Origin of the sequence: Bradyrhizobium liaoningense (assembly GCF_018130825.1) — a bacterium.
Classification (GTDB): Bacteria; Pseudomonadota; Alphaproteobacteria; order Rhizobiales; family Xanthobacteraceae; genus Bradyrhizobium; species Bradyrhizobium liaoningense_B.
On the sequence record NZ_JAFCJS010000003.1, the window covers coordinates 1057912 to 1072771 of the forward strand.

Below are 14860 nucleotides of genomic sequence, written 5' to 3' on the forward strand. Positions count from 1 at the left end.
ATTGTAACTATATTGTTCCTATAGCCGGCGGTTTGGATATTTATGTCGCGCCTATGCTCCTGAATAAAAGTAACGACAAGGAGCATTTTGAAAATGAATGGTGCATCCGCTCTCGTGAGCATGCTGTCCGGATATGGCGTCGAGGTCATTTTTGGCGTCCCCGGCGATACGAACGTTGCCTTCTACGAGGCTTTGAGAACGACGAGGGATGCGCCGCGTCATATCCTGTGCCGCGATGAGCGCTCTGCGGTGTTCATGGCCGACTGCTACGCGCGCCTGTCCGGAAAGCCTGGTGTGGCGGAGGTGCCGAGCGGCGCGGGCGCGCTTTACGGTCTGCCGGGCGTGGCCGAAGCGAACAAATCTTCGGTGCCGCTGATCCTCCTCGTGAACGATATTCCCCAGCCCGGCGTCGGCCGCGGCACCCTGACCGAGTTGCCCATCGAGGAGTTGTTCAAGCCGGTCAGCAAGCGCGCAGAGACGCTCGGTCACGTCGGAAAATTGCCCGAGCTTGTGCGCCGTGCCTTCCGCGAGGCGACCGGCGGCCGTCCGGGCGCTGTCGTTCTCGCACTGCCTGAGGACGTTCTCTATGAGGAGCTTCCGGACGGAGCCCTGTCCCTGCATATCGAGCCGCAGTGCCGACAGGCGCCGTCGTATCGAAGCAGGCCGCCGGATGGCGATCTCGACGCGGCCATCAAGGCCATTCTCGCCGCCGAGCGCCCGCTGATCGTTGCCGGCGGTGGCGCCAATCGGTCCGGCGCGGGGGCCTCCATCACGGCGTTTGGCGAACGGCTCGGCATTCCCGTCGTCACCACGATCACAGGGCAGGGCGTCATTCGCGACGACCACAAGCTCGGCATTGGCATCATCGGCGACAACGGCTTCCATCCGCATGCGGTGTGGGCACTTGGACGAGCCGACCTCGTCATCTATGCCGGCTGTCGCATGGGCTCGGTCGCCACCATGAATTGGCAGTGGCCGGTGCCGAATGGCGAGACGCGCATCGTCCAGATCGATCTCGAGCCGGAAGTCATCGGCAATACATACGCGATCGACCATCCGCTCGTGGGCGATGCGCGTGCCGTGATTGATGCCCTTCATGCAAAGATACCCGTGGATCATGCGTCCACTACGGCGGGATGGGCCGGCGACATCAACCACCGCCGTGCGGAGTTCTGGGACGTGATGGCGCCGCATCTCGAGAGCGACGCTATCCCCTTGCGTCCCGAGCGGGTCATCGAGACGCTCAACCGGTGCCTGCCCGTGCCCTGCAACGTGGTGTCGGATGCCGGCACGCCGACACCCTACGCGACGCGCTTCCTGCGTCTGCGCGATCCGCAATCCAAGCTCGTGATTCCCCGGTTCTATGGCGGGCTTGGCTATGCCATCCCGGCTGTCATCGGGGCCTATTTCGCAGCGCCGCATCTGAGGCCCGTCGGCTTGTTCGGCGACGGTTCGCTCGGCATGTCGGCGGGTGAACTGGAGACGCTGTCGCGGCTGCAGATCCCGGCGGTGCTGGTCCATTTCAACAACGCATGCTTTGGCTGGATCAAGGCGCTCCAGCGGGTCGTCGACCGCGACCACGCCCGCAAGGCCTCCGGACGCAGCGAACCAGCACCGGTCAACGACCCGACATTCAGCGTCGATTTCGGCAGTTACGACATGAGCAAGCTCGCCGCCGTCTACGGGATCCGAAGCTTTCGCGTCGAGACGCCGGCGCAACTGGAGACGGCCTTGCGTGAGGCTTTCGCGCTCAGCGAGCCGGTTTTCGTCGATGTCGCGGTCGAATCCATCGCCGATCGCCTGCCGCCGGTGTTCTCGTGGCTGAAGAAGGTCGGCGCCGACCCGGCAGCGATCGGCGTCCAGGCTGCTCTCTAGGAGATTCGAAATGGCTCATTCATCGCAAAAAATCGCAGTTTTGGGGGCCGGGCAGATCGGCGCCGTGATCGCCGGGATGCTGGCGGAGCAGGGACACAAAGTTACGCTGGCTGACGCTTCGGAGGCGCAACTCGGCTTGAGTGCCGCGCGAACCTTCGCTACCAAGATCGTGGACGCTGGAGATCTCCATGCGGTGCGCGGTTTCCTGAAGGATCAGGATATCGTCGTCAGCGCCTGTCCGTATTTTCTCAATCAGGGTATCGCGCGGATAGCTGTGGAGACCGGGACGCACTATTTCGACCTGACCGAGGACGTCGCAACAACGGCCTACATCAAGGAGATCGCAGCAGCCGCCGACGTGATCCTGGCGCCGCAATGCGGGCTTGCGCCGGGGTTCATCTGCGTGCTCGGAGCCGACATGGCGGCCCGTTTCGAAACGGTGAAGGCCATCAAGATGCGGGTCGGTGCACTGCCGCTCTATCCGACCAACGCCTTGCGCTACAACGTCACCTGGTCGGTCGACGGCCTCATCAACGAATATTGTAACCCTTGCGAGATCGTCTTCGATGGCAAGCCGATATCGGTGCCAGCGCTCGAGGGTGTCGAGAGCGTGATGATCGATGGCGTCGCCTACGAGGCGTTCAACACCTCGGGCGGCCTCGGGACACTGACGGAGACGCTGTCCGGCAAAGTCCGCGACATGAGCTACAAGACGCTGCGCTATCCCGGCCATGCCGAGATCATGAAGCTCCTGCTGCAGGGGTTGGGGCTTGCCGACGATCGCGATACCATGCGCCGCATCCTCAACCGCGCCGCGCCGTTCACGCGAAAGGACGTCGTCGTGATCTTCGTGACCGGTATCGGCGAGCGCAACGGGCGGATGGAAGAGGATAGCGTCGTGCTGCGCTACGACGGGCGCCCCGAGCTCGGCGCGATCCAACTCACCACGGCTGCCGGTTGCGTCGCGATGGTCGAGCTGTTCCTTTCAGGCAAGCTTCCCGCAAAGGGATTCGTGCGGCAGGAGGATGCAAGCCTTGCCGATTTTCTCGCGACCCGCGAGGGCAGCCGGCTGGCGAGGGAAGCGCGCAGCTCCGAGACGAACGATTTTGCGGGACGGTTCTCCACCAAGAGAGCGGCTTAGGAATCGTGGAGTCCGATGAGCGGATCTTGCGTCATGGTCGGGGTTTGAGGAATTCAATCGAAGAGGGGAAGCTTGATATGGTCAATCGTCGTGAAATCGGATCGCTCGTTGGGCTCGGCGCCGCCGCGGCGGCTATGGCGGCCGGCTCAGCCGTGTCCCAGGCCGTCGCCCAGACGCCGCCGGCTGAGAGTACGTTTGCTCAAATTCGCAAGACGAAAAAGCTTCGCATCGCCGGCATCGTCGGCACGGAGCCCTATTATCACAAGGACATCGCCACGGGGCAGTGGTCGGGCTTTTGCGTGAGCATGGCGACTGATCTGGCCAAGGCGCTCGAGGCCGAGGTCGAGATCATCGAATCGACCTGGGGCAACTCGGTGCTCGATCTTCAGAGCAACAAGATCGACATCATGTTCGGCCTCAGCCCGACGCCGTCGCGCGCCCTGATCGTCGAATTCACGCGCCCGATCATGAACAACACCTTCACGATCATCGCGAAGCCCGGTTTTGAACCGAAGACCTGGGAGGATCTCAACAAGCCGGAGGTGCGGGTTGCCGTCGATATCGGCTCGACCCACGATCTCTACGCGCGCCGGATCCTGCCCAAGGCGACGCTTGTCGCACTGAAGACGCCTGACGAGGCCGTGCTCGCGGTGCAGGCTGGGCGGGCTGATTGTCTGATCCAGGTCGCGATGCTTTCGCTGGTTACTGTCAAGAAGAATGGGAAGGTGGGCAAGGTCATCATCCCGACTCCGGTTGCCTCGCAACCGACCTGCTGCGGCGTGCGTGTGGACGTCGATACCCGCTTCCGCACCTATGTCGACAACTGGCTCGAATACAGCCGTTCGCTGGGAGCGTTGCGCGAGTGGATTCTCTCGAGTCTGACTCTGGTCAATATCGGGGAGCAAGACATTCCTCCCGGGCTTCAGTTTTGATCTCAGACTGCCCGCGTCTTCAGATGACGCGGGCAGTTTCGTTTCAGCAGCGTCGTTGGGCTTGGACAGGGAACATCTGGTCGATGCAACATGGGCGACATCCTCCGCTGGGCATCATCATGCTCGATATCGCGATCGAGCGTCCGCCGGGAGATGTAGGGCATTCCGCAAGCTGGCCCCTCGACGTCGTCTTCAGAACCGTCCCGGGCGCGACTGCGCGGAAGATCGTGAACGGCGACGACGACGGCCTCATGGACGCATTCGTCGCGGCCGGCGACGCGCTGCGCGCGGAGGGCGCGATCGGCCTGACCACGTCGTGCGGCTTTCTGGCATCTCGTCAGCGCGAGCTTTCCGCGCGGATGAAGCTGCCGCTTGCGACGTCGAGCCTTTTGCAATTGCCCATCGTGGAGCGCTGTCTTCCGTCCGGTCGCCGCGCCGGGGTCGTCACCTACGACGCGGAGGCGTTGACGGACAGGCATTTTGCCGGAGTCGGCGCCGATCCTGACACGCCGCGCGTCGGCCTTCCGCCGGACGGTAGCTTGCGCGCGCATATCGAGCATGGCCGCTCCTATGATCGCGATCGAGTGCGGCGCGATGTGCATGGCGCCGTCGGCGCGTTGCTTTCGGGAAATCCAGACATTGGCGCGATCGTGTTCGAATGCACCAACCTTCCACCATTCTCGGAAGAGGTGTCGCGCGAGTTCGGACTGCCGGTCTACGACATCATCACGCTCGGGCGCTGGTTCTATTCGGGACTGATCCAGAGCGCCTATTCGCAATCGCCGAGCATGGGATAGCTGCGATGCATTATGACTGGAGTTTTGGTTTCCTTCTGCAATACAGCAGGCTGATCGGTGTCGGCACCGCTTACACGATCGGCTTTACGATCCTCACCGCGGCGAGCGGATTTGTGATCGGGTGTGTGGTCGCTATCGCCGGCCTGTCCAAGGTGAGGTTCGTCTCGGCGCCCCTCGTGATGCTGGTCGAGGTGTTTCGTTGCACGCCGGTGCTGGTTCAACTGGTCTGGATCTACTATGCACTTCCGGTGCTGATTGGTGTTGAGCTCTCCCCCGCCGTGGCGGCGTTCATCGCGCTGAGCCTTTATGGCGGTGCGTTCTATTCGGAAATCATACGTGGCGGCATCGTGTCGATCGACGTGGGGCAATGGGACGCTGGCCGCGCGCTGGGCATGCGCCGTTTCGATCTGATGAAGCGCATCGTCATGCCGCAGGCCCTCAAGCGAATGATTCCTCCGCTCGTCAACCAGGCCGTGCTTCAGCTGAAAAACACCTCGCTGCTCTCGGTCCTGGCGGTCCCGGACCTGCTTTACCAGGGGCAGCTCATCACATCCGCGACCTACCGGCCATTGGAGACATACACCATGATCGCGGTCATCTACTTCCTCATCCTGTTCCCGATGACGCGCGCTGCGAGCGTGCTCGAAGCGCGGCTGGCGCGGTGAGGCACGACATGTCCATCAAAGAGGGAAGCGGTCCCGTGTCTGATGTCCCGATGATCGAGCTGGCTCACGTGAAGAAGGCGTTTGGGCCCGTCAGCGTCCTGAAGGACATCTCGCTGCGGGTGCCTCGCGGCGGCGTCGTCGCGCTGATCGGCCCGAGCGGATCGGGCAAGTCGACGCTGCTAAGGTGCCTCAATCTGCTGACCATCCCGGAAAGTGGTTTCATCCGGGTTGGCCAAAGCACCATGGACTTTACCAATGGACATAAGCTGCCGGTCGACAGGGAGCTCGCGGCATTCCGCGCGCGGACGGGCATGGTGTTCCAGAATTTCAATCTGTTCCCGCATATGTCGGCGATCCAGAACGTGATGGAGGGACCGGTCACGGTTCTCAAGACCAAGCCGGACGCAGCTCGCGAGGCGGCGGTTAGGTTGCTGGAGAAGGTGGGGTTGAAGGACAAGGCGGACGTCGCCCCCGACAAGCTGTCCGGCGGTCAGAAGCAGCGCGTGGCGATCGCACGTGCCTTGGCGATGAAGCCGCAGGTGATGCTGTTCGACGAGGCGACGTCTGCGCTCGATCCCGAGCTGGTCGGAGAAGTCCTCGCGGTTGTCCGTCAGCTCGCGGCAGAGGGAATGACCATGGTGCTGGTGACCCATGAGATGGCGTTTGCGCGCGAGGTCGCCGATACCGTCGTCTTCATGCGCGATGGCGTCGTCGTGGAGGAGGGGCCGGCTCGGCAGGTGATCGACACGCCAAGACAGCCGGCAACACGGGCCTTCCTCAGTCACTTCCACAGCAGCGGCCTGCCTGCAGCCGCGGCGAACGGATGACGTGACGATCTGCGATCGGGTTGAAGGATGAAGCGGGATAGGACGCCCATGAGCATCGCCGTGATCGGCGCAGGTATCGTCGGTGCTGCGACCGCATGGGAGCTGATCAAGGACGGACACGACGTTACGCTGATCGAGCCGGGAGAGCCGGGCGGGCCCCAGGCGGCAAGCTATGGCAACGGTGCCTGGATCAGCCCTGCTTCCATTATCCCGATGTCCATGCCCGGCCTGTGGCGCAAGCTGCCGGGCTATCTCTTCGATCCGAACGGGCCTCTGGTGTTGCGCTGGACGGCACTGCCTGCGCTCGCGCCTTGGCTCCTCCGCTTCCTCGCGGCCGGATGGACCGTTGCGAAGGTCGAGCATACCGCGCGCGTACTCGCCTCGATCTTGCGCGACGGTCCGGCGCGGCACGCCGCGCTCGCAAAGGAGATAGGGAAGCCGGATTACATCCGCCAGACGGGTCTGCTCTATGCCTATCCCGATCGCAATGCCTTTGACGGCGAGGCGCTCGCCTGGCGGCTTCGAAAGGACAATGGGCTCCAGTGGCTCGAGCTCGATGCCGGCGAGCTGCGCCGCCGGGAGCCGGATTTGAGCTCCAACTATCAGTTCGGCGCCTTCGTCCACGAAGGAGCCTACTGCACCGATCCGGGCGCATATGTGCGAGACATTGTCGATGCCGCGCGTGCGCGCAGTGCACGGCTGGTCAAGGCGCGCGCAACCGGGTTTGTTGTCACCAATCGCCGTCTCGCTGCGGTCGTCACCGATCAGGGCCCGATCGAATGCGATCGCGCCGTGATCTGCGCCGGCGTCTGGTCAAGCGCCCTTGCCGAGGCCGCGGGCGATCGCGTGCCGCTGGCGAGCGAGCGGGGGTATCACGGTGTCATTGCATCGCCCGCGGCCGGCCCAAGGCTTCCGATCATGCCGAGCGACGGGCGAATGGCCAACACGCCGACACCGGCGGGCTTGCGTCTTTCGGGACAGGTCGAGCTCGCGCGTCTCGACGCCGAGCCGGACTGGGCACGCGTCGAGATTCTCGTCACGCATGCCTTGCGGACGTATCCCGGCCTTGGATCACGCGGCGGCCTGACGATCGATAGATGGATGGGGCATCGACCATCGACGCCGGACGGGCGACCCGTCATCGGCACGGCATCGGCGTCGGCGGATATTGTCCACGCCTTCGGACACGGACATGTCGGCTTGGCGTCGGGCCCCATCACCGGCTCCATCGTCGCCGATCTCATTGCCGGCAGGAAAGCCGGTATCGATATCGTACCGTTTGGCGCGTCACGTTTCCGCCATTGAGTGCACGCGACGCGCGGCCGTTGGATCCGCTCCACCGGGAGTGCTCATCGATCCGTCCGCTGCATGTCCAGCTTTCGATTGGTGCGGGTTTGCCGCACGAGCCAATCACGGAGGACGATGATGTTGGTGTGATTGGCCTTTCGCTCGGGGTAGACCGCAAAATAGGAGTCGCCGGAGAGAATAGGGGAGCCGAAGGGCATATGAAGATCGCCTCTCTCCAGCTCGGCTTCGATATAGGCAACCGGCACAACCGCGATCCCGATGCCGTGAACGGCGGCATTGATCAGCATGCTGCTGTAGGCAAACCGAATTCCCTGTATGCTGCCCTTGTAGGTTAGACCTGCAAGCCGTAGCCAGTGCAGCCACAAGCTCGGGCGAGACGCGTTCTGCAGCATCGCGAATTTCGAGAAGTCGAGTGGATCGAGCGTTTCTCCAAGCGGGATGAGCTTGGGAGAGGCGACGACCGCGAGCTCTTCGGCAAAGAGCTCGATGGACCGGGCATGCAGCCATGATCCCACACCCCTGAGAACGGCCAGGTCAAGCCGCGTGGTTTCAAAGTCGACATCTGGCGTGGCCTGCCTGATTTCCAGGGGAATGTCAGGATATGCCGTTATGAATGAACCGAGCCGCGCGGGCAGCCATCGCGAACCCAGTGTAGGATGCGTCCCCATCATCAGCGCCGCGTCAATCCGGCGCCCGCGCACGGCATCCATCGATATCTCTTGAAGCTTGTCCAGGATCAGAGCCGCGTCCCGATAGTAGGCCGCTCCGGCTTCTGTCAGGACCAGGCGTGGTCCAATTCGATGGAACAGCGCGACACCGAGAAAATCCTCCAGATTCCGGATCTGGCGGCTGATTCCGCTTTGGGTCAGCGACAGATCCTCCGCAGCCTTGGTGAAGCTCATGTAGCGCGCGGCTGTTTCAAATGCGTGGAGTGCGGAGAGAGAGGGGAGGAAGCGTCTCATGAAACGGCCCCACTGGCGATCATGACTAAAAGTCATGAAGCATGCATTTTTTCAATAGTTTGTTTTTGGCTCCAGTCGACGAACAATCAGGCGGAAAGGTGCGCCGCTGTCGAAGTGGTCACGAAGGGGCTTAACGGGCGAGGGGGATGAAGATGATGAAGAGAAGAGAGTTCGCAGGGCTGGTAGGGCTTGCCGCGGCCGGAGCGGCCTCGCTGGCCGCATCGACGTCAGCAGCTGCACAATCGGCTGCTGCGGGATCCACTTTCGATAAGGTTCGCAGCAGCAAGAAGCTTCGCATTGCCGGGGTCGTAGGCACGGAGCCTTACTACCACAGAGACGTCGCTTCCGGGCAATGGACGGGCTTCTGTATCAGCATGGCCCAGGATCTCGCGAGGTCGCTGGACGCCGAAATCGAGGTTGCCGAGACGACGTGGAGCAATGCGGTCCTGGATCTGCAGGCGAACAAGATCGACATCATGTTTGGATTGAGCCCGACGCCCGCGCGCGCGCTCGTCGTCGACTTTACGAACCCGATCATGAACAACACCTTCACGATCGTCGCGAAACCCGGCCTTGAGGGAAAGACCTGGGAAGACTTCAACAAGCCGGAAGTTCGCGTTGCCGTCGACATCGGCTCGACGCAGGATCTTTTCGCCCGCCGCACCCTGCCAAAGGCAACCCTGGTCGCGCTGAAGAATTTCGACGATGTTGCTCTCTCGCTGCTGTCAAGGCGTGCGGATTGCTCGGTCCAGGTTGCGATGAACTCGCTTGCGACCGTCAAGAAGAATCCGGCGATTGGTTCGATCATCGTGCCGACGCCGATCAGCGCTCAACCGACTTGCGCAGGCGTTCGGCCGGATTCCGACGGCCGCTTCCTTCGCTTCGTCAACAATTGGCTCGAATATAATCGCGCCCTTGGTGCCATGAAGGGGTGGATCGTTTCCAGCCTGGACCTTGCCAATATCAAGCCGGACGACATTCCGTCGAGCATCACCTTCTGAGCTGGCTTCGAGGGCGAAGTCTCGTTCGAGAGAGTCAGGTCGCCTGCGATTGTCGCGATATGCTGGTCGCGGCCGCAACACATCGTTGCAGCCGGACGGAGAGCTGTTCGTTCGGCGTTCTCGATCGCTGTATCGAAACGCATCTCAACCGATGAAAAGAAAGACGGAGACTGAAATTGATCCTGAAGGGCGGCTTCACGAATTACGGCGAGGACATCGGCGTGTTGATGTTGGATACAGTCTTTCCGCGGCCGCCGGGCGACATTGGAAATGCGCGTTCGTACGACTTTCCCGTGCGATACAAGACGGTGAGGGGTGCCCTTGCAACGAAGATCATGGGCGACCATCCCGATGCCGATCTCATCGCACCATTCATTACGGCCGCGCGTGAACTGGAAGCGGAGGGCGTGAAAGCGATCACCACCAGCTGCGGCTTCCTTGGCCCGTTTCAGAAGGAAATCGCCGCCGCCGTCAACATACCCGTGTTTACGTCTTCGCTGCTTCAAGCGCCTATCATCCATGCCATGCTCCCGCCGGGCAAGATCATTGGTGTCTTTACCGAAAGGGCGCATCACCTCAACGACGATCATTTTAAGGGCGTCGGTTGGTCCATGAAGGACATTCCAGTTCAGGTGCAGGGGATGAAGCCAGATGCCGAATTTCCCGCCACCTATATTGGCAATCGTAAGGAATTGAACATCGACGTCCTCAAGGAAGAAATGCTTGAGATGACCCGGGAGTTCATGGCGACTTGCGAAAATCCGGGTGCCATTCTGTTTGAATGCACGAACATGTGTCCGTTCGCGTCGTTCGTGGCGAAGGAATCGGGACTGCCGGTCTTCGACGTGAACACGCTGATCCACATGTTCTACGGTGCGGCCAATCCTCGCCGGTATCTATAGCTCCAGCTGGCATTGCCGAAGAACGGGGATCACCGGTGAAAGTTGGTTTCGCAGGCTTTGGAAGCGTCGGCAGAGCGGTGGCCGCGGCGCTGGTTGCGGGGGCAATCCCTGGCGTACGTCTCGTCGCGGTGACCGCGCGCGACCTCGACAACGCGCGCACGCATCTCGGCGCATTGGATCCGACCGTCGCTGTAGTCGCGCTTCGCGAGCTTGCCGACCATTGCGACGTGGTCGTGGAAGCGGCGACCGGTGCAGCGATACCCGAGATCGTCGATGCGGTTCTGCTCAAAGGGAAGGACCTGATTTGCGTGAGCGCCGGCGGCTTCCTGGCCGTGCCGAATTTGGAGCAGATCGCTAGAAAACACGGTGCGCGAGTCCAGATTGCGTCCGGGGCGATGCCGGGGCTCGATATTCTGAGATGTGCGGCAGAGGGCTCGATCAGGAGCGTTCACCTGAAAGGGCGCGTTAAGCCGGAGACGCTCGCAAACGAAGCTTACGTGCTCGACCAGGGGTTTGATTTCCGAACTGAACGGCCAAAGAGCCCCGTCCGGGTCTTCTTAGGCTCTGCTTCTGATGCCGCTCGACATTTTCCACGGCATCTCAATGTCGCGGTTGCAATTAGTCTCGCTGGTATTGGATTTGAACGAACAACAATCGAGCTGTGGATGGATCCCGGCATTCCCGGGGCGATCCATCTCCTTCAGATCGAAGGTGATGAAATCGGTCTCACCATGGAGAGTCGGAACGTTCCGTCCGTCAACCCTAAGACGTCCCGAATTGTCGCGCCGAGCATCCTTGCTGCACTTCGATCGCGCGTTGCGACGATCAGAATCGGATCGTAACGAGTCGCAGAGTCTTCGGAGCGATCATCACCTCGCCATCGGCTTTTGTGGATCATCGCGGCGCTGCGCCGCTTCCGTGTTCCGGTCCAGCTGCGTCCGCTCGCTGCGGCGTAAATGTCCCGATTGCCTGACGCCATACCAGATCACGGCGCCAAGAATGAAGGCGCCGATGAACCATAGCCACAATGCCGTGGCCGAGACGTCTCCCAAAAACATGCCGACGCCGCTATTGCCCATCCGTGTGCTCCCGTTAGATATGCGGGCAATGCGGGCGTGCCGTCATGGTTCCTAAGCGCGGGCAGGGCATCGGCAGGACGTCAGGAGAGCACGGTGACGACCATCGGGGTGATTTCGGACACGCACGGGCTGCTGCGGCCGGAAGTCGAGCATTGCTTTGCCGGGGTCGCGCATATCATTCATGCCGGCGACATCGGCGCCGAACATGTGCTGGAGGGGCTTCGCAGGATCGCGCCGGTTACGGCCATCCGCGGGAATGTCGATAGCGGCGATTTGGCGCGGAACTATCGAGAGACGGAAACCGTGCGCCTCGGGCGATACGTATTCTATGTCCTGCATGATCTGAACGAGCTCGAGAGCAAACCAGCCCCCGACGGCATCGATGCCGTGATTTGCGGTCATTCGCATCGCGCGAGCGTCAGGACGGCCAACGGCGTGCTTTATCTAAATCCTGGAAGCGCCGGACCGAGGCGCTTCAAGCTCCCGATCACGCTGGCGACGCTCGATCTGGATGAAAGTACCGAACTTCGACCGGTCCTGCATACGCTTGGCGGGACCTAGCCAAAGGCAGCTCGACGTTATGATTTTCCGTCAAAAGTTGCTCGATGGGGCATTTTGGAACGATCTTATAACTTTGCGTTGTCTTACATCACCGGCAGATAGTCCTGGGCGCCGGTGCCGAGAGTGTAGCGCTCCCGCCTGACAGGCCGGAGTGGTTTGCACCGTTCGGGTCTCGAATAGGAGCATCCGATGCCGGCAAACCTCGCTGCGGCGCTGATCACGAAGCTGACTGTGTCCAACGATCTGGATGCCGACGACATCCGCGCCATTCACGGCCTGCGGATTCGCGAGCGGCATCTCGACGCCGGCGAAATCATCGTGAGCGACGGAGAGCGGCCCAGCGACTGTTGCCTGATCGCGAATGGATTCGCGTTCCGGTCGAAGACGACGGCGGATGGAGATCGACAGGTTCTCTCCATCCACATACCCGGCGAAATTCCTGACCTTCAAAGCCTTCATCTCAAGGTCATGGATCATGATCTTGTCACCGTCACGCGTTGCAGCCTGGGCTTCATCTCGCACGATGATCTGAGAGGGATCAATCAGCGACGCCCGAACCTGGCAGCGGCACTGTGGCGCGAATCGTTGATTGATGGAGCGATCTTCAGGGAATGGATCGTCAATGTCGGACGAAGGGAGGCTACACCGAGAATGGCCCACCTCCTGATTGAACTGCATCAGAGGCTCAAGGCGATCGGGCATACCCGAGACGGGGAGTTCGGCTTGCCCATTACTCAAGCCGACCTCGGAGATTGCCTGGGATTGTCGGTGGTGCATACCAACCGGGTGCTCCAGAACCTCCGCAAGGAAGGGCTGGTGGCGGTGAGCAGATCAGAGTTTCACATCCTCAAACCCAGGGAGATGGAAGAGCTGGCAGGCTTCGACCCGACCTATCTCCATCTCAGTCCGAGCACTTAACTGAGCTTTTGGGCCCGCACATCGATGCGGTAGAGCGGATCACCCTCCCGGTGGACAACAAGGGACCAATCGCCTCCATTGGAGCTGAGTGTCGATTCAATGTCCCTCACCGTGCGGAGAGCCTGGTGCCAGGCTGCCTCATCGTCCGGCAGTTCTTCGCTGTCAGAGAAATCACCGCCGTCCGTGATCTTGAAGGAATATCGTACCATCCAGGTGAACGGCGGGACCCGCAACGCGTTCCTAACCGTCAGCGTAGATAGCGATTGGCAAGCCCGACCGACAGGAACCGGACGGGTAGAGAGAGGTTGCTCAGAACCAGCCACGAGAGGTTTTCCGATGGACCTGAGAGACGCCTCCGCAATGACCGAAGCATCCGGCCTTCCTGATGATCCCAGCGTTGAGAACGCCCCGGCCGCATCCGGCGCACGGAGAGCGAACACACGGCAATCTGAACCAGCTGGGGAGACGGCCGCAGCGCGCCGCTCCGGTCGCTGGCCGCGGCGTTCGTGATTGGCGTCCTCGTCGCGCGGCGCCGCTAGACGAAGATAGGAACGTCTCTTCCGGCGACAGGTTGCGCCAACGAAGGCGGTCAAATGACAGTGTGATGTGATGACGCATATCATCTTCAGCGACTACCGCAATCCAGCCGCCGAGCAGGCATATGATATCGCGTGGGACTTTCTCGAGCGCACGGGGGCGATCCGGGATGAATTCGAAGCGTGCGTATTCCTCGCGCAGCGCGTCGCCACGATGGTTGAGGAAGGACAGACCAATCGCATCCGGATGGCCAATCGCGCGATCTCCGAATATCAGCATCACATCAGCGAAGGCGATGATCTCGCTCGCTGTGGCGGCTGTCGCGGCGCGCACTGAACCTGCGGACCGCCCTCCGGCGCCGAAGCCCTTGCCCAAAAAATGCCAAGGCGGCGATCCGGGATCATCGTCGGGCTTGCGACGCCGCTAACCCTTGTCCCATATTGGGTTGACCCCGGCGGCCGATCTGTCAGAGAAGGACGGCGGCCGAAACGGGAATCCGGCGGCCCCTCGGAGCGCTGTTGGGAGTGGGTAGCACATATGGCTGAGCGGATCGCTCTCATCACCGGCGTGACCGGCCAGGACGGCGCCTACCTCGCCGAATATCTGCTGTCGCTCGGCTATGTCGTGCACGGCATCAAGCGGCGCTCGTCCTCGTTCAACACGGCGCGGGTCGACCATCTCTACCAGGACCGGCATGTCGGCAACGTGCCGTTCCTGATGCACTATGGCGACATGACGGATTCGACCAATCTGATCCGCCTGGTGCAGCAGATCCGCCCCACCGAGATCTACAATCTCGCCGCGCAAAGCCACGTCGGCGTCAGCTTCGAGAGCCCGGAATACACCGCCAATGCCGACGCCATCGGCGTGCTGCGCCTGCTGGAGGCGATCCGCATCCTCGGCATGGAGAAGGAGACGCGGTTCTACCAGGCTTCGACCTCCGAGCTCTACGGCCTCGTGCAGGAGATCCCGCAGAAGGAGACGACGCCGTTCTATCCGCGCTCGCCTTATGGCGTCGCCAAACTCTACGGCTACTGGATCACGGTGAACTACCGCGAAGCCTACGGCATGTTCGCGTCCAACGGCATCCTGTTCAACCATGAGAGCCCGATCCGCGGCGAGACGTTTGTGACGCGCAAGATCACGCGCGGCGTGTCGCGTATCGAGGTCGGGCTCGAAGACACGCTCTATCTCGGCAATCTCGAGGCCAGGCGCGACTGGGGCCATGCCAGGGATTACGTCGAGGGCATGCACAAGATCCTGCAGGCCGACAAGGCCGATGACTTCGTGCTCGCCACCGGCGAGATGCATTCGGTGCGCGAGATGGTCGAGCTGTCGTTCGCGCAGGTCGGCCG

17 protein-coding genes are annotated in these 14860 nt (G+C 61.7%); 14 read left to right on the top strand and 3 right to left on the bottom strand.

Annotated elements, in window-relative coordinates; all coding sequences use genetic code 11:
- Positions 1–93 precede the first annotated feature (93 nt).
- From JQ603_RS18515 to JQ603_RS18545, 7 genes are all read left to right on the top strand, one after another.
- Entirely contained in the window at positions 94–1875 is a 1782-nt protein-coding gene (locus tag JQ603_RS18515) for a thiamine pyrophosphate-binding protein (RefSeq protein WP_212341489.1), read from the top strand.
- A 10-nt stretch (positions 1876–1885) separates the two neighbouring features.
- Positions 1886–3016 (top strand): saccharopine dehydrogenase family protein, encoded by a 1131-nt coding sequence (locus JQ603_RS18520; protein WP_212341490.1) that lies wholly within the window; start codon positions 1886–1888, stop codon positions 3014–3016.
- A 77-nt stretch (positions 3017–3093) separates the two neighbouring features.
- Positions 3094–3948 (top strand): transporter substrate-binding domain-containing protein, encoded by an 855-nt coding sequence (locus JQ603_RS18525; protein WP_212341567.1) that lies wholly within the window; start codon positions 3094–3096, stop codon positions 3946–3948.
- Positions 3879–4745: an aspartate/glutamate racemase family protein gene (locus JQ603_RS18530; RefSeq protein WP_349630749.1), complete on the top strand. Its 867-nt coding sequence runs from the start codon at positions 3879–3881 to the stop codon at positions 4743–4745. The genes JQ603_RS18525 and JQ603_RS18530 overlap by 70 nt, the downstream gene beginning before the upstream one ends.
- A 5-nt stretch (positions 4746–4750) precedes the next feature.
- Positions 4751–5410 carry an amino acid ABC transporter permease gene (locus JQ603_RS18535; RefSeq protein ID WP_212341491.1) on the top strand — a complete coding sequence of 220 codons (660 nt, stop codon included), beginning with the start codon at positions 4751–4753 and terminating at the stop codon, positions 5408–5410.
- Between the two features lie 8 nt (positions 5411–5418).
- Positions 5419–6237, top strand: coding sequence for an amino acid ABC transporter ATP-binding protein (locus JQ603_RS18540; RefSeq protein ID WP_283817441.1), 819 nt, complete (start codon positions 5419–5421; stop codon positions 6235–6237).
- Positions 6238–6285: 48 nt separating this feature from the next.
- Positions 6286–7542: an NAD(P)/FAD-dependent oxidoreductase gene (locus JQ603_RS18545; protein ID WP_245003654.1), complete on the top strand. Its 1257-nt coding sequence runs from the start codon at positions 6286–6288 to the stop codon at positions 7540–7542.
- A 44-nt stretch (positions 7543–7586) separates the two neighbouring features.
- Here JQ603_RS18545 and JQ603_RS18550 read toward each other — a convergent pair whose 3' ends face one another.
- Complete coding sequence (locus JQ603_RS18550; protein ID WP_212341495.1) at positions 7587–8507, bottom strand: LysR substrate-binding domain-containing protein; 921 nt, start codon at positions 8505–8507, stop codon at positions 7587–7589.
- A 155-nt stretch (positions 8508–8662) separates the two neighbouring features.
- On the opposite strand from JQ603_RS18550, the gene JQ603_RS18555 reads away from it, so the two are divergent.
- From JQ603_RS18555 to JQ603_RS38445, 3 genes are all read left to right on the top strand, one after another.
- On the top strand, positions 8663–9508 hold the full coding sequence (locus JQ603_RS18555; protein ID WP_245003718.1) for a transporter substrate-binding domain-containing protein: 846 nt from the start codon (positions 8663–8665) through the stop codon (positions 9506–9508).
- A gap of 176 nt (positions 9509–9684) precedes the next feature.
- Positions 9685–10410, top strand: a complete 726-nt coding sequence (locus tag JQ603_RS18560; protein ID WP_212341500.1) for an aspartate/glutamate racemase family protein — start codon at positions 9685–9687, stop codon at positions 10408–10410.
- A gap of 35 nt (positions 10411–10445) precedes the next feature.
- Entirely contained in the window at positions 10446–11252 is an 807-nt protein-coding gene (locus JQ603_RS38445; RefSeq protein ID WP_212341502.1) for an aspartate dehydrogenase domain-containing protein, read from the top strand.
- Between the two features lie 27 nt (positions 11253–11279).
- Here JQ603_RS38445 and JQ603_RS18570 read toward each other — a convergent pair whose 3' ends face one another.
- A complete protein-coding gene (locus JQ603_RS18570; RefSeq protein ID WP_212341504.1) occupies positions 11280–11489 on the bottom strand; it encodes a hypothetical protein in 210 nt (69 codons plus the stop codon).
- Between the two features lie 93 nt (positions 11490–11582).
- On the opposite strand from JQ603_RS18570, the gene JQ603_RS18575 reads away from it, so the two are divergent.
- Together JQ603_RS18575 and JQ603_RS18580 are read left to right on the top strand one after the other, a co-directional pair.
- A complete protein-coding gene (locus tag JQ603_RS18575) occupies positions 11583–12050 on the top strand; it encodes a metallophosphoesterase family protein (RefSeq protein ID WP_212341506.1) in 468 nt (155 codons plus the stop codon).
- A gap of 189 nt (positions 12051–12239) precedes the next feature.
- Complete coding sequence (locus JQ603_RS18580) at positions 12240–12968, top strand: Crp/Fnr family transcriptional regulator (protein WP_212341508.1); 729 nt, start codon at positions 12240–12242, stop codon at positions 12966–12968.
- On the opposite strand, the gene JQ603_RS38515 is transcribed toward JQ603_RS18580, so the two are convergent.
- On the bottom strand, positions 12965–13591 hold the full coding sequence (locus JQ603_RS38515; protein WP_433996645.1) for a DUF6894 family protein: 627 nt from the start codon (positions 13589–13591) through the stop codon (positions 12965–12967). The genes JQ603_RS18580 and JQ603_RS38515 overlap by 4 nt on opposite strands.
- Between JQ603_RS38515 and JQ603_RS18585 the strand changes: the two genes are divergently transcribed.
- Positions 13578–13841 (top strand): hypothetical protein, encoded by a 264-nt coding sequence (locus JQ603_RS18585; protein WP_212341510.1) that lies wholly within the window; start codon positions 13578–13580, stop codon positions 13839–13841. The genes JQ603_RS38515 and JQ603_RS18585 overlap by 14 nt on opposite strands.
- A gap of 201 nt (positions 13842–14042) precedes the next feature.
- On the top strand, positions 14043–14860 hold an 818-nt coding region (gmd, locus tag JQ603_RS18590), incomplete at its 3' end, for a GDP-mannose 4,6-dehydratase (protein ID WP_212341511.1).